Below are 23,207 nucleotides of genomic sequence, written 5' to 3' on the forward strand. Positions count from 1 at the left end.
TATATCGTTGGATATTACAGCGCACTAAGACCGCACGAATATAACGGTGGATTACCCCCAAACGAATCGGAAAATCGATACTGGAAAAACTCTAACTCGGTGGCCAGTTTTTGTTGACCACTTCACTACGTGAGCAGTCCGGCTCCCGGATACGGCGGATCCTGCTTCGTCTGCCGTGTGAATATGACAGCACCTTCAGCAGCAGAAAGACCTGGTTTGGTATGGATTTTATCGAAACTGTCAGTGCGCTGATGAATGCAACCCCCGGACGTGATCTCTGCTGGCTCCTGACCCGTCATCCTGAAAAGCCGGAATACCACGTGGTGCTGTGTGTCAGACAGGAGTATTTCGACGGCCCTGAACTGGACCGGCTGATTCTGGATGCCTGGAGCAACGTACTGGGCTTCGCGTCACCGGGGGAAGCGGCACCGTACCAGAAACAGATAACCCGGGATGTGGTGCTGGACAGTCGTTCACCGGACTGCGAAGACATCCTCAAAGACTTGATCTGGGCGTTCAGTGATTTCGCCCGCGATCGCCGTGGAGTGTGCGATCCGGAAGCCCGTTGCCTCGCCGGTAATCCCGGCTATCCCGGATCTGCAGGACCGTTCTGAGAATACGGCTCAGCATCTTTCCCCGCATTCGCACAACCTTCATAAATCTCACAGAGGATATTCTGACCATGTTGACCTCAATGACAGGCCACGACAGCGTGTTGCTGCGTGCCGACGATCCCCTGATCGACATGAACTACATCACCAGCTTCACCGGTATGACTGACAAATGGTTTTACAAGTTAATCAGTGAAGGTCATTTTCCTAAACCCATCAAGCTGGGCCGCAGCAGCCGCTGGTACAAAAGTGAAGTGGAGCAGTGGATGCAGCAGCGAATTGAGGAGTCACGAGGAGCAGCAGCATGAAACGTGTTGTGATGCCGGTACGCTGGCAATGTGCAAAATGCCGGCGCTGGTATTGCGGAAATCAGCCCTGTCCCTGGTGCTGGCGACATTACCGTTCATTTTCCTGCTGACCCTCTCCGGTCAGCCAGCAGGTTGTAGCTCTTTCCTGACTGATTCGTCATTCCATTCACATTGTTTATAACTGGCATTACACTGGTGTTGATGCGCACCTTCCCGTGTGTCTGCACCGGTTTAACAAAATTCAACAGGGTTTGAAAAGGAACATTTCGTGCAAATAACCGAAGCATTACTTTCAGAGCCGGGAGACATCCGGCGTTTTGTTCAGCAGGCGGTGGACCACTGGCCGCATCTGCTGGCATTTCACTTCACACTCCATTCGGCAGAAGGAAATATCAACGGGCGACAGATTCATGCATTCTGTACTTCCTTTTACCGACAGGTGCACGAACGTATTATTGAGCGTAATCACACGGCCAGTCCATCCTCGCCGGTGGTATTACGCTGGTTGCGGGAACAACATGGAGGAGCAACAATACGATGCCTGTTGCTGCTCAGCCAGACGAGCATTTGCCATCCGCGGGCCAGTGCCACGGTTGATGAAGAATGTTCGCAACGGGTGGATTTATTGCAACAGACCTGGAAGGTGATAAGCGCTGGCGGACAATGCCAGGTTGAAAGGTGTTTTCGGGTTGCCCGGGGTGATACATCCGGTCAGTATGTAGCGTTAAAAACCGTCGCATTGTCTCTGGGGTTACCGGTTGTGACCGCCATTACCCATCGTCCGGTACAGCGCTGTACATTGATTACAGCTCAGTGAATCAGCGCAGTTGTGTAGTCAACGAGGTTTTCTGGCTTTTTGTCGGTCATTCAGCACCATTAGCCGGGTCTCTGCCTCTTTCTGTTCCTGTGGAGTCACTTCCCCGCACGGCCGCCCCTTCAGGTCGTAACGGGCGCCGCCAGCCATTAACGCACGGTAATAGCGCGGAGACTGCACATAAGACGCTACTGCCGCGCGTAATGCACCTGCGCCAAACGCCAGTTCTCTGATGGCGATATCCTGTATCAGGTCGTCAGGTATCTCAACTTTAAGCGGTTGGGGTTTTTCCCGGTTGAATAACTCAGGCCAGTGTTCCACAAGACGATTAATACGCTTACGGTTTTTACGCTGGCGTTTTGTCATATGCCGCCACGGTGTTTTTTCAGCAGAGCAGGGCTCTGTTTATCGTTCAACTGTGGTATCCGTTCCCTGGCCTTCACGTTGTGTGCAGTGTTCGTTTTATCCTGCAGCGGCGTTGCTGGTGATTTACTGAAAATGCCCTGTGGTTTACGGTTAATGGTCAGCGTTACCATCAGTATTGTTACCTCATGCTGTCAATGGAAGTAGTACCTCATCCAGAGCCTTGGCGACCCCGGGGCTGAAAACGAAACAATAACCCGCGCGCAGTGCGAGGAGCCCGGGCGTGAAGCAATCAGCAGGTAATATTAATGACAAGACCAGCAGGTTCTTTAGACAAACGAACAATATCAGCAAATACGACAGTTCCCGGAGAGGTAAAAAGTTTTTTACTTGCACAATTCTTAAAAAAATGGAGACGAACAAAAATGGGGCGACATACCTGGAAAGTATCGCTACCAGATGATGCTAAAAAGCAGAAATAGTGTTCCAGGCCTGAAAGGGATGAGAATCAGTATCTGTGTGTATTTATAACATCTTCTTGAAGAGGATGGAGATTGTTAGTCCATTAGTATAATCGATATTCGTTTTCCTGCGAATATGCAGGCTACACCAGATATATGATTGCTACCGAATTTCATCAGTTTGATGAAATTACGCATCATACTGCGGGTTTTTCTCATTAACATTAACGAAAGTGAATGGACTAAGACAAGTAGTGACCGGCGCAATTTCGCTAAGTATCAAATACAAAGAACGTTCTCTTACTTTCTGCGATGGCCTTTCCTTCGGAAAGGAAGTGACGATTAAGTGCCGCAAAATGTGATACATATATTATTTTTATGGCAAATCACCTGATAGGATTTGCCATAAATGAATGAAAAACTGAGTGTTAATAAATGAGTAAGAAGAAAATTTCTGTTGAAAATGAAGAGTTCAATACTTTCCGAGCATTACTTCTGAGTATTGATTTTGTTAAAAAACTGGTCACAGAAATGTCTGATGAAGATTTAAATAAGGTTAAGGAAAACTTTGACATAGCTATTCAGCAACGTAATGAGCGAAAGGAAAATATGAAAGCTATCAAATCACTCATGGATGAACATGGTATATCTCTGGAAGATTTTTATCGTGAATTTGGCAAAAAATCACAGGCAGGCAGAAAAAGTGTGTCAGGAGGGCATAAATACGAGTATGACGATAACGGTAAAAGAATGTACTGGAATGGGCAAGGACGTCGGCCTAAGGCCATAGCAGAGGCTATAAAAGCCGGAGGTTCTCTTGATGATTTTCTTATATCTCAGGAAGTATCATCTGGTCCTGATTATGAATAACAGCAATATATATTTGAATTTGTATTAATATCAAGGAATATATAGCAAGCACTTCTCCGGAGTTGATATATTATCGACAGGGAATGAAAATGCCTGACTTCATGCTAATATATGGCAATAAAGATAAATGAGTTATACTGTAGAGTTATGAAATAACGATAGTGATAAGAGCCAGTCAGCGAGACTGATTGTTTTATCTGTACTGGCAGCAGGCAGTTAACCATGGCTTACTGCTTCAGCTTCTGAATCTGTGTTGATGATATTTATCTGTTTATAAGGCAAGGCTTGTCTCTGTGAGTTGGTAATCTTTATCCCGGGATAGCTTTTCTCTGTATTTTTAGTATAGCCAGTAATCGATTACTCCTGTATGCGCAAAAATATAGCAACTCATCCATGGTAAACATGTCAGCTTTTACCTACATATAGATAAATTCATATTTCACGATATACGACCCAATTTTATTAACACGAGCTGTTACCCATACACCTGTCATCCCCTGTTTATGGTGACTGCGCAGGAACTCTTTATTTGTACAAAGTTGTATCCATCTGGAAGTGTTTTGATCTTTCAACCAGAGTCCCGCTTCACAATGTCCATACTTTCCTCTTGATGGTCCCGGAAAAACAACATCATATTCAGATTCATAGCTAATAACCTTATCCGGAAAAAGATAAACACAGACATCGTAACAGTTCAGACTCAGTATAAATCCAAGACAAAATCCCCCCGTGAATGCATTTAATAAATACTTTAATGTTCTGTTAAAGGTGCGGATATAAAATGCATAAATAAAAGAAAGAGATCCGGTGATTATACCGGTGCAAAAATATGTTGTCCATTCAGGTACCGTATTTTGTAAAACAGTATAATGAGATATAGCGGATGCCCACAACATATACCAGCACAAACCACCTGTAATAAGATATGTTATTGCTGTGGAAAACCATTTCCTGTATTTATTTTCAGGGTAATTGTTCTTGCCCATCAACGCATTTCCAGAATATTTAAAATAACCTGTCACCGAAACGGAATAAAGGCGCAATAACCATAACGGGAAAATATGCGCCTCTGGTAATCGACAGTGTTACTTCAGACAGTGAGTTTCCCATTCCTTGACTGCAAATGTATCCATCATACCTGAAATATAGTCAACCACTGCTCGTTTTTTGCTGATTTCAAATATACAGGAATCTGGTTGGGGTAAGGTGAATTTAAGTTCAGGAGGCAGAAATTTATAATTCTCTCCTTCATTGTAAAAGTCATATAAATCCCTGATTATTTTATTTCCCCTGAACTCATAGGTGAGGATATTACGTTTTCGCATGATGACTTTAAAGAGAAGTTTTTTGAGCCCTTCGGATAACGCATTCAGTTTCCCGAACCCCAGTTCCTGAAAACCATTCAGGTTCGTTACTACAGAAATATCTGCAACGAGGCGATTGACAATATTTGAAGTTAACTCCTTGCGGAATATGATGGCAAATTCTTCTGAGGTTTTCAGTAAGTTAGCCTGAAAAGCGGTGTTTCTCGACTGAGTAACGATTTCCCTGAACTGTTCCCTCGCTCCCCGGAATTCGTCAGAAATCTGAAACTCATATTCAATATCTTCAATCGTGACCATGTTCCTACTAAGGGCATCTTCCAGGTCATGCGCGGCGTAGGCAATCTCATCCGCGAGATCCATTATCTGCGCATCAATCGTTTTCTCTCCGGGATTCAGATCGAGCTGATTTTCAGCAAGCAGGTTAGTATAAAAATCAAAGTCATCATCATAAATGAACTTGCCGGCAGTAGTTGCAGTGCGAGGGGCGGGATACTTAACAACCGAAAGTAAACTACGGTGAGTCAGATTTAATCCGTTGCAGTATGAAAATTTCTTCTCCAGTTTTCTCAGGATACGTAGCGCCTGTGCATTACCTTCATAGCCGCCGATTTCTTCAGACAGTTCATTAAGCAGTTTTTCACCGGAATGACCGAAAGGAGGATTTCCGATGTCATGCGCCAGCGCTGCCAGTTCAACCACCACCGGGTTAACCAGTTTGAGGTCTGACGCGATACTTCGGGCAATCTGAGCAACCTCAAGACTGTGCGTTAATCTGTTTCTGTTGAATTTTTCAGGATCAATTTCAAAAAGTTGCATCTTTCCCTGCAGCCTGCGAAATGATGATGAATACAGAATACGCGCGTAATCCCGTTGATAATTATCCCGGCTTCTTGTTTCACCATCGGGGGACGGGTGCTCTCTGGTATCAGCAAGCGCACTGATAAGTTTTTGTTCCTGCTCTTGCGCAAATTCTTTTAATTCATTGCAGTACATATTTCTTCCTTTCTGGAGAATGTTACCAAATCAGAATACCGGATGAACAAAACTGGTGGCTACATCCTGTAGGGATTATGTATTAGTAAGCTCTGTCCATTAGTGCCATTTCAGGTTATGTTGTCAGTACGAACCTTGTCCGGATGCAAAGGGAGGATTACGGTTTTCCTGCTGGATAACAAAATGGTGTTGTTTATCCTCCGTGAATGTCAATGAATTTCCCGCCATTTTTTGCCTTATGCTCTTCCGTAAAACCACAATGCCGATCACATTTCTGACACTCTTCCTGATGTTTCGCCATAAAACAGTTTCACGACAGACTTTTTCAGGTGTAAATTTTCTCGCTGACACTTTTTGACATGAATTTACACTGGCATCACACAGGCCAGAATACGGGGAGAACATGCAGCGCCGGCAGAACAACATTCTGACGAAAACGTCTCTTTTATCCCGTGCGTTGTCTGTCCCCTGTTGTGATATGTTCCGGCGCGGCTCTCCGTGGATATGCTATCTCTCCCTCTCCGTTTTTTCTGGTTTTTTTATCCCCGCACTTTCGTCTCCGGCAGCCATGCTGTCTCCGGGTGACCGCAGTGCAATTCAGCAGCAACAGCAGCAGTTGCTGGATGAAAACCAGCGCCAGCGTGATGCGCTGGAGCGCAGTGCGCCGCTGACTGTCATACCGTCTCGGGAAACGTCTGCCGGTACTGAAGGCCCCTGCTTTACGGTGTCACGCATTGTTGTCAGTGGGGCCACCCGACTGACGTCTGCAGAAACCGACAGACTGGTGGCACCGTGGGTGAATCAGTGTCTGAATATCACGGGGCTGACCGCGGTCACGGATGCCGTGACGGACGGCTATATACGCCGGGGATATATCACCAGCCGGGCCTTTCTGACAGAGCAGGACCTTTCAGGGGGCGTACTGCACATAACGGTCATGGAAGGCAGGCTGCAGCAAATCCGGGCGGAAGGCGCTGACCTTCCTACCCGCACCCTGAAGATGGTTTTCCCGGGAATGGAGGGGAAGGTTCTGAACCTGCGGGATATTGAGCAGGGGATGGAGCAGATTAATCGTCTGCGTACGGAGCCGGTACAGATTGAAATATCGCCCGGTGACCGTGAGGGATGGTCGGTGGTGACACTGACGGCATCGCCGGAATGGCCTGTCACAGGGAGCGCGGGCTTCGACAACAGCGGACAGAAGAATACCGGTACGGGGCAGTTAAATGGTGTTCTTTCTTTTAATAATCCGCTGGGGCTGGCTGACAACTGGTTTGTCAGCGGGGGACGGAGCAGTGACTTTTCGGTGTCACATGATGCGAGGAATTTTGCCGCCGGTGTCAGTCTGCCGTATGGCTATACCCTGGTGGATTACACGTATTCATGGAGTGACTACCTCAGCACCATTGATAACCGGGGCTGGCGGTGGCGTTCCACGGGAGACCTGCAGACTCACCGGCTGGGACTGTCGCATGTCCTGTTCCGTAACGGGGACATGAAGACAGCACTGACCGGAGGTCTGCAGCACCGCATTATTCACAATTATCTGGATGATGTTCTGCTTCAGGGCAGCAGCCGTAAACTCACTTCATTTTCTGTCGGGCTGAATCACACACACAAGTTTCTGGGTGGTGTCGGAACACTGAATCCGGTATTCACTCGGGGGATGCCCTGGTTCGGCGCAGAAAGCGACCACGGGAAAAGAGGAGACCTGCCCGTAAATCAGTTCCGGAAATGGTCGGTGAGTGCCAGTTTTCAGCGCCCCGTCACGGACAGGGTGTGGTGGCTGACCAGCGCTTATGCACAGTGGTCACCGGACCGTCTTCATGGTGTGGAACAACTGAGCCTCGGGGGTGAGAGTTCAGTGCGTGGCTTTAAGGAGCAGTATATCTCCGGTAATAACGGCGGTTATCTGCGGAATGAGCTGTCCTGGTCTCTGTTCTCCCTGCCATATGTGGGGACAGTCCGTGCAGTGACTGCACTGGACGGCGGCTGGCTGCACTCTGACAGCTATGACCCGTACTCGTCCGGCACGCTGTGGGGTGCTGCTGCCGGGCTCAGCACCACCAGTGGTCATGTTTCCGGTTCGTTCACCGCCGGACTGCCTCTGGTTTACCCGGACTGGCTTGCTCCTGACCATCTCACGGTTTACTGGCGCGTTGCCGTCGCGTTTTAAGGGATTATTACCATGCATCAGCTTCCCGTTCGCTTCACTTACCGCCTGCTGAGTTACCTTATCAGTACGATTATCGCCGGGCAGCCGTTGTTACCGGCTGTGGGGGCCGTCATCACCCCACAAAACGGGGCCGGAATGGATAAAGCGGCAAATGGTGTGCCGGTCGTGAACATTGCCACGCCGAACGGGGCCGGGATTTCGCATAACCGGTTTACGGATTACAACGTCGGGAAGGAAGGGCTGATTCTCAATAATGCCACCGGTAAGCTTAATCCGACGCAGCTTGGCGGCCTGATACAGAATAACCCGAACCTGAAAGCGGGCGGGGAAGCGAAGGGTATCATCAACGAAGTGACCGGCGGTAAGCGTTCACTGCTGCAGGGCTATACGGAAGTGGCCGGCAAAGCGGCGAATGTGATGGTTGCCAACCCGTATGGTATCACCTGTGACGGCTGTGGTTTTATCAACACGCCGCACGCGACGCTCACCACGGGCAGACCTGTGATGAATGCCGACGGCAGCCTGCAGGCGCTGGAGGTGACTGAAGGCAGTATCACCATCAATGGCGCGGGCCTGGACGGCACCCGGAGCGATGCCGTATCCATTATTGCCCGTGCAACGGAAGTGAATGCCGCGCTTCATGCGAAGGATTTAACTGTCACTGCAGGCGCTAACCGGGTAACTGCAGATGGTCGTGTCAGTGCCCTGAAGGGCGAAGGTGATGTGCCGAAAGTTGCTGTTGATACCGGCGCGCTCGGTGGAATGTACGCCAGGCGTATTCATTTGACCTCCACTGAAAGTGGTGTCGGGGTTAATCTGGGTAACCTTTATGCCCGCGAGGGCGATATCATACTGAGCAGTTCCGGAAAACTGGTCCTGAAGAACAGCCTTGCCGGCGGCAATACCACCGTAACCGGAACGGATGTCTCACTTTCAGGGGATAACAAAGCCGGAGGAAATCTCAGCGTTACCGGGACAACGGGACTGACACTGAATCAGTCCCGTCTGGTGACGGATAAAAATCTGGTGCTGTCTTCATCCGGGCAGATAGTACAGAACGGTGGTGAACTGACTGCCGGGCAGAACGCCATGCTCAGTGCACAGCACCTGAACCAGACTTCCGGGACCGTGAATGCAGCTGAAAATGTCACCTTGACCACCACCGATGATACCACACTGAAAGGCCGCAGCGTTGCCGGGAAAACACTCACCGTCAGTTCCGGCAGCCTGAACAACGGCGGGACACTGGTTGCCGGGCGCGATGCCACGGTGAAAACCGGGACATTCAGTAATACCGGTGCCGTCCAGGGGAACGGCCTGAAAGTCACCGCCACTGACCTGACCAGCACCGGCAGTATTAAAAGTGGCAGCACACTCGATATCAGCGTCCGCAATGCCACACTGTCCGGTGATGCCGGTGCAAAAGACAGTGCCCGCGTTACCGTCAGCGGTACACTCGAAAACCGCGGCAGACTCGTCAGCGATGACGTGCTGACGCTCAGTGCCACGCAGATAAACAACAGCGGTACCCTCTCCGGGGCAAAGGAACTTGTGGCTTCTGCAGACACACTGACCACCACAGAAAAATCGGTCACAAACAGTGACGGTAACCTCATGCTGAACAGCGCGTCTTCCACACTGGCGGGTGAAACCAGTGCGGGTGGCACGGTGTCTGTAAAAGGCAACAGTCTGAAGACCACGACCACTGCGCAGACGCAGGGCAACAGTGTCAGCGTGGATGTGCAGAACGCACAGCTTGACGGAACACAGGCTGCCAGAGACATCCTTACCCTGAACGCCAGTGAAAAGCTCACCCACAGCGGGAAAAGCAGCGCCCCGTCGCTCAGCCTCAGTGCGCCGGAACTGACCAGCAGCGGCGTACTTGTTGGTTCCGCCCTGAATACACAGTCACAGACCCTGACCAACAGCGGTCTGTTGCAGGGGAAGGCCTCACTCACCGTTAACACACAGAGGCTTGATAATCAGCAGAACGGCACGCTGTACAGTGCTGCAGACCTGACGCTGGATATACCGGACATCCGCAACAGCGGGCTTATCACCGGTGATAATGGTTTAATGTTAAATGCTGTCTCCCTCAGCAATCCGGGAAAAATCATCGCTGACACGCTGAGCGTCAGGGCGACCACGCTGGATGGTGACGGCCTGTTGCAGGGCGCCGGTGCACTGGCGCTTGCTGGCGACACCCTCTCACAGGGTAGTAACGGGCGCTGGCTGACGGCGGACGACCTCTCCCTCCGGGGCAAAACACTGAATACCGCAGGGACCACGCAGGGACAGAATATCACCGTGCAGGCGGACAGATGGGCGAACAGTGGTTCCGTGCTGGCAACCGGTAACCTTACTGCTTCGGCAACCGGTCAGTTGACCAGTACCGGCGATATCATGAGCCAGGGGGACACCACGCTGAACGCAGCCACCATGGACAACCGGGGCAGTCTGCTTTCGGCCGGCACGCTCTCCCTTGATGGAAACTCACTGGATAACAGCGGCACTGTCCAGGGTAACCATGTCACGATTCGTCAGAACAGTGTCACCAACAGTGGCACGCTCACCGGGGTCGCCACACTGACGCTTGCCGCCCGTATGACATCCCCTCAACCTGCGCTGATGAATAACGGAGGTTCATTGCTGACCAGCGGCGATCTGACAATCACCGCAGGCAGTATTACCAGTTCCGGACACTGGCAGGGCAAACGGGTGCTGATCACCGCAGACAGTCTGGCAAACAGCGGGGCGATCCAGGCGGCTGACAGCCTGACTGCACGTCTGACGGGTGAGCTCGTCAGCGCCGCGGGCAGCAAAGTCACCTCAAACGGTGAAATGGCGCTCAGTGCACTGAATTTAAGCAACAGCGGACAATGGATTGCAAAAAATCTGACCCTGAAGGCGAACTCACTGACCAGTGCGGGCGACATCACCGGAGTGGATGCTCTCACGCTCACGGTGAATCAGACGCTGCACAATCAGACGAACGGAAAACTGCTCAGTGCAGGTGTGCTGACGCTGAAGGCAGACAGTGCCACAAACGACGGGCAATTACAGGGAAATGCCACCACCATCACGGCAGGACAACTCACAAACGGCGGGCATCTGCAGGGCGAAACGCTGACGCTGGCAGTCTCCGGTGGCGTGAACAACCGTTCCGGTGGTGTGCTGCTGAGCCGGAATGCACTGAATGTCAGTACTGCGACCCTGAGTAACCAGGGCACGATACAGGGTGGAGGCGGGGTTTCCCTGAAGGCCACAGACCGTCTGCAGAACGACGGCAAAATCCTCTCCGGCAGTAACCTCACGCTGACGGCGCAGTTGCTGGCGAACACCGGCAGCGGACTGGTACAGGCTGCCACCCTGCTGCTGGATGTGGTGAATACTGTCAACGGCGGACGCGTACTTGCCACCGGCAGTGCCGACGTTAAAGGAACCACGCTGAATAATACCGGTACGCTTCAGGGTGCGGACCTGCTGGTGAATTACCACACATTCAGCAACAGCGGTACCCTGCTGGGAACCTCCGGGCTTGGCGTTAAGGGCAGTTCACTGCTGCAAAATGGTACCGGGCGGCTGTACAGTGCAGGCAACCTGCTGCTTGACGCTCAGGACTTCAGTGGTCAGGGCCAGGTGGTGGCCACCGGTGATGTCACACTGAAACTGATTGCTGCACTCACGAATTACGGTACCCTGGCCGCAGGGAAAACGCTTTCCGTCACGTCGCAAAATGTCATCACCAACGGCGGTGTCATGCAGGGTGATGCCATGGTGCTCGGTACCGGAGAGGCATTCACCAACAATGGAACGCTGACTGCCGGTAAAGGCAACAGTGTTTTCAGCGCACAGCGTCTTTTCCTTAACGCACCGGGTTCACTTCAGGCCGGTGGCGATGTGAGTCTGAACAGCCGGAGTGATATCACCATCAGTGGTTTTACCGGCACGGCAGGCAGTCTGACAATGAATGTGGCCGGTACCCTGCTGAACAGTGCGCTGATTTATGCGGGGAATAACCTGAAGCTGTTTACAGACCGTCTGCATAACCAGCATGGTGATATCCTGGCCGGCAACAGTCTGTGGGTACAGAAGGATGCTTCCGGCGGTGCAAACACAGAGATTATCAATACCTCCGGGAATATTGAGACGCATCAGGGCGATATTGTTGTAAGGACCGGGCATCTTCTGAACCAGCGGGAGGGATTTTCTGCCACAACAACAACCCGGACGAACCCCTCATCCATTCAGGGAATGGGAAATGCTCTGGTTGATATTCCCCTTTCCCTTCTTCCTGACGGCAGCTATGGCTATTTCACCCGTGAAGTTGAAAATCAGCACGGTACGCCCTGCAACGGGCACGGGGCATGCAATATCACAATGGATACGCTTTATTATTACGCGCCGTTTGCTGACAGTGCCACACAGCGCTTTCTCAGCAGCCAGAACATCACAACAGTAACCGGTGCTGATAATCCGGCAGGCCGCATTGCGTCAGGGCGTAATCTTTCTGCTGAGGCTGAACGACTGGAAAACCGGGCGTCATTTATCCTGGCGAATGGGGATATCGCACTCTCGGGCAGAGAGTTAAGCAATCAGAGCTGGCAGACGGGGACAGAGAATGAATATCTGGTATACCGCTACGACCCGAAAACGTTTTACGGTAGCTATGCAACAGGCTCTCTGGATAAACTGCCCCTGCTGTCACCGGAATTTGAAAACAATACCATCAGATTTTCACTGGATGGCCGGGAAAAAGATTACACGCCCGGTAAGACGTATTATTCCGTTATTCAGGCGGGCGGGGATGTTAAGACCCGTTTTACCAGCAGTATCAATAACGGAACAACCACTGCACATGCAGGTAGTGTCAGTCCGGTGGTCTCTGCACCGGTACTGAATACGTTAAGTCAGCAGACCGGCGGAGACAGTCTGACACAGACAGCGCTGCAGCAGTATGAGCCGGTGGTGGTTGGCTCTCCGCAATGGCACGATGAACTGGCAGGTGCCCTGAAAAATATTGCCGGAGGTTCGCCACTGACCGGTCAGACCGGTATCAGTGATGACTGGCCACTGCCTTCCGGCAACAATGGATACCTGGTTCCGTCCACGGACCCGGACAGTCCGTATCTGATTACGGTGAACCCGAAACTGGATGGTCTCGGACAGGTGGACGGTCATTTGTTTGCCGGACTGTATGAGCTTCTTGGAGTGAAGCCGGGTCAGGCGCCACGTGAAACGGCTCCGTCGTATACCGATGAAAAACAGTTTCTGGGTTCATCGTATTTTCTTGACCGCCTCGGGCTGAAACCGGAAAAAGATTATCGTTTCCTGGGGGATGCGGTCTTTGATACCCGGTATGTCAGTAACGCGGTGCTGAGCCGGACGGGTTCACGTTATATCAACGGACTGGGTTCAGACACGGAACAGATGCGGTATCTGATGGATAACGCGGCCAGACAACAGAAAGGACTGGGATTAGAGTTTGGTGTGGCGCTGACAGCTGAACAGATTGCTCAGCTTGACGGCAGCATACTGTGGTGGGAGTCAGTCACCATCAACGGACAGACAGTCATGGTCCCGAAACTGTATCTGTCGCCGGAAGATATCACCCTGCATAACGGCAGCGTTATCAGCGGGAACAACGTGCAGCTTGCGGGCGGCAATATCACCAACAGCGGTGGCAGCATCAACGCACAGAACGACCTCTCGCTCGACAGTACCGGCTATATCGACAACCTGAATGCGGGGCTGATAAGCGCGGGCGGTAGCCTGGACCTGAGCGCCATCGGGGATATCAGCAATATCAGCTCAGTCATCAGCGGTAAAACCGTACAACTGGAAAGCGTGAGTGGCAACATCAGCAATATCACCCGGCGTCAGCAATGGAATGCGGGCAGTGACAGCCAATATGGTGGTGTGCATCTCAGCGGTACGGACACCGGTCCGGTTGCGACCATTAAAGGCACTGATTCACTTTCACTGGATGCAGGGAGAAACATTGATATTACCGGGGCAACGGTCTCGTCCGGTGGAACCCTTGGAATGTCTGCGGGTAATGATATCAACATTGCCGCAACCCTGATAAGCGGGAGCAAAAGTCAGTCCGGTTTCTGGCACACTGATGACAACAGTTCATCATCCACCACCTCACAGGGCAGCAGCATCAGCGCCGGCGGTAACCTGGCGATGGCTGCAGGCCATAATCTGGATGTCACGGCATCCTCTGTTTCTGTCGGGCACAGCGCCCTGCTTTCTGCAGGTAACGACCTGAGTCTGAATGCAGTCAGGGAAAGCAAAAACAGTCGCAACGGCAGGTCAGAAAGTCATGAAAGCCACGCAGCTGTGTCCACGGTGACGGCGGGCGATAACCTCCTCCTTGTTGCCGGTCGTGATGTTGCCAGTCAGGCTGCCGGTGTGGCTGCGGAAAATAACGTGGTCATCCGGGCCGGGCGTGATGTGAACCTGGTGGCAGAGTCTGCCGGCGCAGGTGACAGCTATACGTCGAAGAAAAAGAAAGAGATTAACGAGACAGTCCGTCAGCAGGGAACGGAAATCGCCAGCGGTGGTGACACCACCGTCACCGCAGGACGGGATATCACCGCTGTTGCGTCATCCGTTACCGCAACCGGCAATATCAGCGTGAATGCCGGTCGTGATGTTGCCCTGACCACGGCGACAGAAAGTGACTATCACTATCTGGAAACGAAGAAAAAAAGCGGAGGTTTTCTCAGTAAGAAAACCACCCACACCATCAGTGAGGACAGTGCCTCCCGTGAAGCAGGCTCCCTGCTGTCGGGGAACCGTGTGACCGTTAACGCCGGTGATAACCTGACGGTAGAGGGTTCGGATGTGGTGGCTGACCGGGATGTGTCACTGGCGGCGGGTAACCATGTTGATGTTCTTGCTGCCACCAGTACAGATACGTCCTGGCGCTTTAAGGAAACGAAGAAATCCGGTCTGACGGGTACCGGCGGTATTGGTTTCACCATTGGCAGCAGTAAGACATCGCACGACCGCCGCGAAGCCGGGACAACGCAGAGTCAGAGTGCCAGTACCATCGGCTCCACTGCCGGTAATGTCAGTATTACCGCGGGCAAACAGGCTCATATCAGCGGTTCGGATGTGATTGCGAACCGGGATATCAGCATTACCGGTGACAGTGTGGTGGTTGACCCGGGGCATGACCGTCGTACTGTGGACGAAAAATTTGAGCAGAAGAAAAGCGGGCTGACGGTTGCCCTTTCCGGCACGGTGGGCAGTGCCATCAATAATGCGGTTACCAGTGCACAGGAGACGAAGGAGAGCAGTGACAGCCGTCTGAAAGCCCTGCAGGCCACAAAGACAGCGCTGTCTGGTGTGCAGGCCGGACAGGCTGCGACAATGGCCTCCGCAACCGGTGACCCGAATGCGACGGGAGTCAGCCTGTCGCTCACCACCCAGAAATCGAAATCACAACAACATTCTGAAAGTGACACAGTATCCGGCAGTACGCTGAATGCCGGGAATAATCTGTCTGTTGTCGCAACCGGCAAAAACAGGGGCGATAACCGCGGAGATATTGTGATTGCAGGAAGCCAGCTTAAGGCCGGTGGTAACACAAGCCTGGATGCCGCGAATGATATTCTGTTGAGTGGCGCCGCAAACACACAAAAAACAACGGGCAGGAACAGCAGCAGTGGCGGTGGCGTGGGTGTCAGTATCGGTGCAGGTAAAGGTGCCGGTATCAGCGCCTTTGCCAGCGTTAATGCGGCAAAAGGCAGGGAGAAAGGTAACGGTACTGAGTGGACTGAAACCACAACAGACAGCGGTAAAACCGTCACCATCAACAGTGGTCGGGATACGGTACTGAACGGTGCTCAGGTCAACGGCAACAGGATTATCGCCGATGTGAGCCACGACCTGCTGATAAGCAGCCAGCAGGACACCAGTAAGTACGACAGTAAACAGACCAGCGTGGCTGCCGGCGGCAGTTTTACCTTTGGCTCCATGACCGGCTCAGGTTACATCGCTGCCTCCCGGGATAAGATGAAGAGCCGCTTTGACTCCGTTGCTGAACAAACCGGAATGTTTGCCGGTGATGGTGGCTTCGACATTACAGTGGGCAGACATACCCAACTGGATGGTGCGGTGATTGCCTCCACTGCCACACCGGATAAAAACCACCTGGATACCGGAACGCTGGGGTTCAGTGACCTTCACAACGAAGCGGATTATAAAGTCAGTCACAGTGGAATCAGTCTGAGCGGTGGTGGCAGCTTCGGGGATAAATTTCAGGGTAACATGCCGGGTGGCATGATATCCGCCGGAGGTCACAGCGGACATGCGGAAGGAACGACTCAGGCCGCAGTGGCAGAAGGCACTATCACCATCCGGGACAGGGACAATCAGAAGCAGAATCTGGTGAACCTGAGCCGTGACCCTGCGCACGCTAATGACAGTATCAGCCCGATATTTGACAAGGAGAAAGAGCAGAGGCGTCTGCAGACAGTGGAGCTTATCAGTGACATAGGCAGTCAGGTGGCGGATATTGCCAGAACGGAAGGACAGATAGCCGGTGAGAAAGCGAAGCGGGACCCAGCAGCTCTGAATCAGGCCCGCGCAGAGCTTGAGGCAGCAGGAAAGCCGTTTACGGAACAGGATGTGGCACAGCGGGCCTACAATAACGGCATGGCGGCCTCCGGTTTTGGAACGGGAGGCAAATACCAGCAGGCGATACAGGCCGCAACGTCAGCAGTACAGGGACTGGCCGGTGGTAATCTGAGTGCAGCCCTGGCAGGTGGTGCAGCACCGTATCTGGCTGAAGTGGTGAAAACCATGACCACAGACCCGGTTACAGGTGAGGTGAATAAGGCTGCAAATGTGGCTGCTCATGCCGTGGTGAATGCTGCACTGGCGGTGGCACAGGGTAATAACGCCCTTGCCGGTGCCGCAGGTGCAGCCACCGGTGAAGTGGTTGGGATAATAGCCACACAGATGTACGGTAAGCCGGTGAGTGAACTGAGCGAGACAGAGAAACAGACGGTCTCAACACTGGCAACGGTTGCTGCCGGTCTGGCCGGTGGTCTGGTGGGAGACTCAGGTGCTTCAGCGGTAGCCGGCGCACAGTCAGGTAAGACAACGGTTGAGAATAATGCGCTCAGCTTCGGTGATGGTTTTGAAAGCAATGCAGCTGCGGCTACATCATGGAACAAGTACGCGGTGGACAATAATCTGACACCGGAACAAACACAGGCTGGGCTGGATAAGATAGCGAAAGGTGATATGCCGGACAGTACCAATATCACGAAAGTGATCGTGGATGGATATCAGGATGGTGTAATGATTGCCGGGGCATGGTATCTGGGGCCTGCTGCGTCAGCAGGTAAAGTTCTTGGTGGCGGGCTTCTTGGACTGGCGGCCAATAGTGGTTATCAGGTCTATGATTTGAACCAGCCGCAGAATGCGAATAAGTCGTGGGACTATCTGGGAAGCGCGACCTCATTTACAACAGGCATGATGGCTCCCGGTCGTGGTGTCCTTGCGAACACAGGTATCGCAATGGGTGGGGCATTCTTTACTGATGGTCCAAATACAGCTTCACTGGCCGGGGCTGGTATTGGTGCTGGTCTGGGTGGGGCATTTGGGAAGTATGCCCCCACAGCCGTGGGGAAAATCTTAGGGAATGATCCTGTTCCGGGCTTTATTTATGAGCTTGGCGGTGGTGCTGTCTCTGAGTTTACCAATGGAATTATCAAGGATTTCAATAATCCTCAAGCTCCTGAAAAAAAGGAAAATAAATGAGAATTTTGTGGAATTATTTAACTCTCCTTCTGTACTGCTGCCTGTTTTTTACAATAGCGTTACTTGGAGTCGGTTTGGTTGTATCTCTGTTTTTTTCTTTCAAAAATGAGTTTTTTTTATTTCCAATCAATCAAATAAAAAGGGCTGTTTATTTTGGTGTTATTACCGGGTTAACTGCATGGGTTGGGATTGTTTTTTCTAAACTGATAGCCAGATATAAATCAAGGAAAACACCGCCTGACTCTGAGTGACTTTTGATATAACGCAGACAGTACAGTTGCAAACATCTGTTGGGTTCCAGACATAACGCAAATTATGCTTGGTTCGTTGTTCTGAACTATACATAATTTGCGTTATGTTGAACCGTTGGAGGCTGTTCACCTGTAGGTGAATGTTGAGAATAACCAGCTGGGTGGCAGTGAATGGCTCCAGACGGAAAAAGCCAGAGAGCATGGTGCTTATGTTCTCTCCTGTAGTGATAATCCTTCCGGTGAAGCCTGTAAGCGGGGGCAGGCTGAAAATAAAGCTTATGCTGCCGCATTAGCGACAGGTGGCTGTTACCGGGGAGTGCCCAAGCTATGTGGTTACTTGGTGCCGGAGCAAATGCCGTGATGCAGTATGCAGATAGTGGTGAAATAAACTCGGTCAACTCAGTGGCAGCAGGTTGGATAAATGCGATAACCATGGGGCAGGGCTGGAAAGGGACAATAGCCTAGAATGCGGCAGGTGGTGCGTTGGGTAACTGGATTGACAACAAAGATCCTCTGTCTGGTGCACTTGCGTATTACCGTGAAGGAGATCGGTAACATCGATGGAGATCGGTTCGCGTCAGTTTCCCCCTGTGTCAGCATAGTTGTCGCCTAGATTTTTACACAGGAGAGAGACTATGCCCGCACATGCAGTACCAATTGATATAAAAGAACAAGGTGTTACCTGGTTATTACCACCTTATAGTTGGTCCATACGGCATATTGCTCGTAAACTGGACCTGAGCCCTTCAGTAATAGCAAGATGGAGACTTGAACTGGTGCAACAAGGCCTGTTACCTGAAAATGAAAAAATATCTTCTGTCGATGGAAATGAATGGACACCGGAGCGACGATTTTCTGTTGTAATTGAAACTGCAACATTATCTGAAATGGAACTGGCTGATTATTGTCGGAGAATGGGGTTATTTGTTGAGCAAGTTAAAGAATGGAGAGCTATATCCATTCAGGCTCATGAAATGAAAATGGCAGAAAGTCGCCGTGCTGATAAAGAATTACGCGAAGCAAAGACCCGGTTACGGGAACTGGAAAAAGAACTTCTCCGTAAAGATAAAGCTCTGGCGGAAGCAGCTGCTCTTTTGATGTTAAGGGAAAAGTTCAATGCCCTCTGGGACAACAGCGAGGAAGGCTGACTCCTCTTCCAGAGCGGCAGAAGATTATTAATCTGGTCAGCGAGGCTGTCAGTTCAGGAGCGAGAAAAACACAAGCCTGCCAGTGTATTGGTATTTCAGTCAGAACACTTCAACGTTGGATGCAGGGTGGTGTGGTTCATGCAGATCAGAGACCAGGTGCATCAAGGCGTACCCCGGGGAATAAACTGTCAGAAACAGAAAGATTAAGAATACTTGATGTATGCAATTCTCCGGAGTTTGCATCATTGTCTCCGAATATTATTGTTCCGACTCTTGCCGACAGAGGGGTTTATATCGCGTCAGAATCAACTTTTTATCGCGTATTAAATTTAGCTAACCAACTGATAAGGAGAACCCGTGAACACCAATATAAGCGGCCTGAAGTACTCAAAGCTGTAGCCCCCAACCAGGTGTGGAGCTGGGATATTAGTTATATCCCATCGTGGGTTAAGGGGCAGCATTTTTATCTCTATATGATCGTCGATATTTATAGCCGAAAAATTATAGCTGCCGAAGTATTTACGAAAGAATCTGGGCAGTATGCGGCAGAACTGCTTCAACGTGCTGTATGGAATGAAAAATGTTCATCCCGCAATCTCGTGCTTCATTCTGATAACGGAGGACCAATGCGCAGTTGTACGTTACTGGCAAAAATGTACGCTCTTGGCGTATTAAGTTCTTATTCCCGTCCCCGGGTCAGCAATGATAACCCTTATTCCGAATCGCTCTTCCGGACGATTAAGTATTGTCCATGGTGGCCAGAGAATGGTTTTCGAACCATAGATGAAGCCAGAAGTTGGTTAAGCAGGTTCATGCGATGGTACAACCTGGAACACAAGCACAGCGGTATTAAGTATGTTACTCCGGATGAACGCCATCGCGGAATTGACGCACAAATACTGGAAGCCAGAAAAAAAGTTTATCGCGAAGCTCGCAAACGTCATCCTGAGCGCTGGAGCAAACAGTTGCGTGACTGGGAACTCATTCAGGCAGTTTATCTGAATCCAGAAAAAGAAGCGGCATAACTGTAATTTTATTACATCAGGCGACAACTACCTTGAAAAACGCCGCGAATCACTGATCGATGTTCCATGAAAATACGCAGCACTTATCAATGGTGGTGCTTCTGGTATTGATTATGGCATTGGTAAGGGACTTTCATGGGGGGTTAATGAAGGGGCAAACTGGAGGAAAGGTGGCTGGAACCCTAAGTTTAATGCTGATCTGAGACATTACTTGGCCCATACGTAGACTACCACGATGCCGCTATCACGCCTGAATATGTCATAAATGAATCTATGACCTTTAATTACTTGTCTCAATAAATACTCATGACGATTTTATTCTGACAGTTTTTCATTATCAGGCCTGATGTCAGGTTAGGGTATACACATGTCTGACAAAATTTGAACGTTAATAATTCAGCCAAAGTGTTTGCAGAAAACGGGAGAGTAGGAATGACTAATTTATTCAAGAAGCTTTTTGGCAGAAAGAATAAAGATTCCAGTGCTAACACAGCAATTCTTTCAGAGCCAGATCTCACAATTGCACGAGCGAATAACGAAATGCAGTTACTCACACAAGCCGCTATAGAAATGTGGGGACTTGATACTGCTGCGTGGGATGTTGATCTTAATACAGGTACAATCACCTTCACCAATGATGAAAAAGAGATCATGGTCACAGCACCTGTTCAAGTGGTTGGCACTTACGATACTGAAGACAGCACCTGGTTATGGGGGTGGGACCATCCGTCAGTCAGCGAGTCACTTGGAGAATATGCCCGGCGCGTGCACGACTTTGGTGAGCAATATGGCAAAGAAACACTAACCACACGCAAAATTGCTGCGTCTATGGATGATGCCTGGGAATTTACTGCTCTTGCCTGTTATCTCGGCGATGGACAGGGAGGTTATAGGGGAGTATCTGGTTCAACTTGTGTTTTTATGGTCTATGGTCCAGTGACACTCAACAAAAAGGATTAAGCATATCTGCTATTCTATTTACTTTAAGTTAGGCATGACGCTTATTTATTGGTGAGCACTACGTTCCATGGAGGTAGTTCATCAACAGGTTGGAAGGCCATTCCGGCAAAACTTTCAGTATATGAGGCAGATACGCTTCCGGATCGATATCGCTCAGCCGATAGGTTCCGATTAGTCCGTGCGCAGTGCACCACGTTTTCTGCTGTAATAGCTGCCGAAGAACACTGTTATCAAATAAATCTGGATTATTTTAATGCACAAAAATAATGAATTTTATGTTTGTCGGGTATGTGGTGCTGAACAGCCAGAAGCACCATGGGGAGATGATGGTGAGACACCAACATACGATATATGTAATTGCTGTGGGGTTGAATTTGGTTATGAGGATTCGACCGTGCAAAGTATAAAAAAATATAGAGCAAAATGGTTAGACAGTGGTGCGAAATGGATGAATAAAAAATCGGAACCACAAAACTGGTCGGTTGATGAACAACTTGCACACATCCCACTGAAATATCGTTGATTTTGATAAAGTTTTAATAAGTGAAGATATTGCCCGTACACAGGGAGAACTGAATGCGTTGAAGGCCGCGAAGGAAGCAACCGGCGAAACACTTCCTGCTAATGCAACAGAGAAACAACGTCAGGAATATCTTGCGAAACTGCGTGACACGCAGGCTTACAGGAATGAAATGGCGAAGTATGGTACCGGCAGTGAAATTCAGCGGGGTATCCAGGCCGCGACGGCAGCGCTTCAGGGACTGGCGGGGGATAATTTAGCAGGTGCTTTGGCCGGAGCTTCGGCGCCGGAGCTGGCGAACATCATCGGTCATCACGCGGGTATTGATGACAATACAGCGGCAAAAGCCATTGCCCATGCCATTCTCGGTGGTGTGACAGCAGCCCTTCAGGGCAACAGTGCGGCAGCAGGCGCAATTGGTGCGGGTACTGGTGAAGTGATCTCGTCAGCCATTGCGAAAAGCCTCTACCCGGACGTAGATTCGTCGAAACTGACAGAAGATCAGAAGCAAACCGTAAGCACGCTGGCAACGCTGTCAGCGGGTATGGCTGGCGGCATTGCCAGTGGCGATGTGGCTGGCGCGGCTGCTGGGGTTGGTGTCGGGAAGAACATTGCTGAGAATAACCTGGTTGGTGGCACAGAGTCCGAGCAGAGCAAAGCTGCTCAGATGCATGGCGCAGATGTACTTTCCTGTAACGATGCCCCAGGCGGTGAAGCCTGTAAGCGAGGAGAAGCAGCCAATAAAGCGTATGCCGGAGCGTTGGCCACTGGTAGTGTAGCTCTCTTACCTGGCGGTGCTCAGGCCATGTGGGGATTAGGGGCAGGAGCTAATGCAGGTGTTAGCTATCTGACGGATGGAACTATAGATCCTACAACAGCGATTATCGGTGGTTGGGTTAATGTGATTAGTGCAGGGAATGGAGTTGTAGGCACAGTTGGCTGGAATGCAACTGGAGGAGCATTAGGAAACTGGCTCGAAGGAAAAGCCCCAACATCTGGTGCGTTGATCAATGGTGCTGGTTCTGCTATTGGATATGGCATTGGTAAAGGCCTTTCATGGGGCATTAATAGTGGTGCTAACTGGTTAAAAGACGGCTGGGACCCGAAATTTAATCCAACACTTCAAAAATATACCGATATTAAAGGAGAATTGGGGCTATCAAAAGAAATGACACCCAGTAGGATTCCTGGTATAGCTGGGGATGTGTCGGCTTCTTTTGCTTCTGAGTATGAAGGCAAAAAGATTGAGTCTTACATTCCGGAGGTGAAAAAATGAGCGGCAATTCTCAGCACTTATCAGAATTGTTTATTATTTTTATAATCGCATTTCTTTCTATAGTGGTGTCATTCCTATGTATTGATGTGTTTTTTTCTTTGGTGGAGTGGTTGATAACAGGTAATTTAAATATTAGTTTGAAAGAGATTCGGCATGTTTTGTTTATCGGATGTGTGATTGGCTCATTTATTGGTATTTGGATTTGCCCCTATATTTCCAGACATCTGTTATCACTTAACCCATTACAGGCCCGCTGCCGCAGATATTCCCGTGGCGAGCGATAACCCAACGCACTATGCGGATGCCATTCGTTATAATGCTCG

14 protein-coding genes and 4 pseudogenes are annotated in these 23,207 nt (G+C 50.4%); 14 read left to right on the top strand and 4 right to left on the bottom strand.

All coding sequences use genetic code 11. The features are described from left to right. The first annotated feature begins 110 nt into the window (after positions 1 to 110). The 3 genes from C7B16_RS21480 (at position 111) to C7B16_RS21490 (ending at position 1,736) form a co-directional block, all read left to right on the top strand. The gene (locus tag C7B16_RS21480) at positions 111 to 614 is read left to right on the top strand and encodes a hypothetical protein (protein WP_375122106.1); all 504 of its coding nucleotides are present in this window, start codon (positions 111 to 113) and stop codon (positions 612 to 614) included. 68 nt (positions 615 to 682) lie between these two features. Continuing rightward, positions 683 to 919 (top strand): helix-turn-helix transcriptional regulator, encoded by a 237-nt coding sequence (locus C7B16_RS21485; protein ID WP_000958154.1) that lies wholly within the window; start codon positions 683 to 685, stop codon positions 917 to 919. A gap of 268 nt (positions 920 to 1,187) precedes the next feature. Next, entirely contained in the window at positions 1,188 to 1,736 is a 549-nt protein-coding gene (locus C7B16_RS21490; RefSeq protein WP_063104817.1) for a hypothetical protein, read from the top strand. Between the two features lie 18 nt (positions 1,737 to 1,754). Here the strand turns inward: C7B16_RS21490 and C7B16_RS21495 are convergent, their stop codons facing one another. After that, entirely contained in the window at positions 1,755 to 2,099 is a 345-nt protein-coding gene (locus C7B16_RS21495) for a ProQ/FINO family protein (RefSeq protein WP_107180129.1), read from the bottom strand. A gap of 305 nt (positions 2,100 to 2,404) precedes the next feature. Here C7B16_RS21495 and C7B16_RS21505 point away from each other — a divergent pair, with 305 nt between their 5' ends. After that, a complete protein-coding gene (locus C7B16_RS21505) occupies positions 2,405 to 2,578 on the top strand; it encodes a hypothetical protein (RefSeq protein WP_153274857.1) in 174 nt (57 codons plus the stop codon). Positions 2,579 to 2,992: 414 nt separating this feature from the next. Next, positions 2,993 to 3,427: an H-NS family nucleoid-associated regulatory protein gene (locus tag C7B16_RS21515; protein ID WP_001519134.1), complete on the top strand. Its 435-nt coding sequence runs from the start codon at positions 2,993 to 2,995 to the stop codon at positions 3,425 to 3,427. 416 nt (positions 3,428 to 3,843) lie between these two features. Here the strand turns inward: C7B16_RS21515 and C7B16_RS21520 are convergent, their stop codons facing one another. After that, positions 3,844 to 4,413, bottom strand: coding sequence for a hypothetical protein (locus C7B16_RS21520; RefSeq protein ID WP_000517678.1), 570 nt, complete (start codon positions 4,411 to 4,413; stop codon positions 3,844 to 3,846). A gap of 99 nt (positions 4,414 to 4,512) precedes the next feature. Beyond that, positions 4,513 to 5,745, bottom strand: coding sequence for a deoxyguanosinetriphosphate triphosphohydrolase family protein (locus C7B16_RS21525; RefSeq protein WP_053878002.1), 1,233 nt, complete (start codon positions 5,743 to 5,745; stop codon positions 4,513 to 4,515). Between the two features lie 403 nt (positions 5,746 to 6,148). Between C7B16_RS21525 and C7B16_RS21530 the strand changes: the two genes are divergently transcribed. The 6 genes and pseudogenes from C7B16_RS21530 to C7B16_RS21560 all read left to right on the top strand — a co-directional run bounded on the left by C7B16_RS21530 (position 6,149) and on the right by C7B16_RS21560 (position 21,088). Beyond that, entirely contained in the window at positions 6,149 to 7,921 is a 1,773-nt protein-coding gene (locus tag C7B16_RS21530) for a ShlB/FhaC/HecB family hemolysin secretion/activation protein (RefSeq protein ID WP_107180130.1), read from the top strand. Positions 7,922 to 7,933: 12 nt separating this feature from the next. Further along, positions 7,934 to 17,704, top strand: coding sequence for a contact-dependent inhibition effector tRNA nuclease (gene cdiA / locus C7B16_RS21535; RefSeq protein ID WP_258182590.1), 9,771 nt, complete (start codon positions 7,934 to 7,936; stop codon positions 17,702 to 17,704). 393 nt (positions 17,705 to 18,097) lie between these two features. Then, positions 18,098 to 18,483, top strand: a pseudogene (locus C7B16_RS25860) (filamentous hemagglutinin); the annotation flags it as partial. 107 nt (positions 18,484 to 18,590) lie between these two features. After that, positions 18,591 to 20,128 (top strand): IS3 family transposase gene (locus C7B16_RS21550; RefSeq protein WP_375016992.1). Its coding sequence is split into 2 segments (ribosomal slippage): positions 18,591 to 19,062 and positions 19,062 to 20,128, totalling 1,539 coding nucleotides; the frame shifts between segments, so codons are not numbered across the junction. 79 nt (positions 20,129 to 20,207) lie between these two features. Continuing rightward, positions 20,208 to 20,339: pseudogene (locus C7B16_RS25865) on the top strand (adhesin); the annotation flags it as partial. A gap of 221 nt (positions 20,340 to 20,560) precedes the next feature. Beyond that, positions 20,561 to 21,088: a DUF6882 domain-containing protein gene (locus C7B16_RS21560; RefSeq protein WP_000182867.1), complete on the top strand. Its 528-nt coding sequence runs from the start codon at positions 20,561 to 20,563 to the stop codon at positions 21,086 to 21,088. A 41-nt stretch (positions 21,089 to 21,129) separates the two neighbouring features. Here C7B16_RS21560 and C7B16_RS21565 read toward each other — a convergent pair. After that, positions 21,130 to 21,313, bottom strand: a pseudogene (locus tag C7B16_RS21565) (transposase domain-containing protein); the annotation flags it as partial. Between the two features lie 28 nt (positions 21,314 to 21,341). On the opposite strand from C7B16_RS21565, the gene C7B16_RS21570 reads away from it, so the two are divergent. The 3 genes and pseudogenes from C7B16_RS21570 (at position 21,342) to C7B16_RS21580 (ending at position 23,168) form a co-directional block, all read left to right on the top strand. Next, positions 21,342 to 21,611: a hypothetical protein gene (locus C7B16_RS21570; RefSeq protein WP_024165531.1), complete on the top strand. Its 270-nt coding sequence runs from the start codon at positions 21,342 to 21,344 to the stop codon at positions 21,609 to 21,611. A gap of 25 nt (positions 21,612 to 21,636) precedes the next feature. Further along, positions 21,637 to 22,884: pseudogene (locus tag C7B16_RS21575) on the top strand (VENN motif pre-toxin domain-containing protein); the annotation flags it as partial. Then, complete coding sequence (locus C7B16_RS21580) at positions 22,881 to 23,168, top strand: hypothetical protein (protein ID WP_258182593.1); 288 nt, start codon at positions 22,881 to 22,883, stop codon at positions 23,166 to 23,168. The pseudogene C7B16_RS21575 and the gene C7B16_RS21580, both read left to right, overlap by 4 nt. Positions 23,169 to 23,207: the final 39 nt, after the last annotated feature.

It is taken from the genome of Escherichia sp. 20412-1 (assembly GCF_003027595.1).
GTDB lineage: Bacteria > Pseudomonadota > Gammaproteobacteria > Enterobacterales > Enterobacteriaceae > Escherichia > Escherichia marmotae.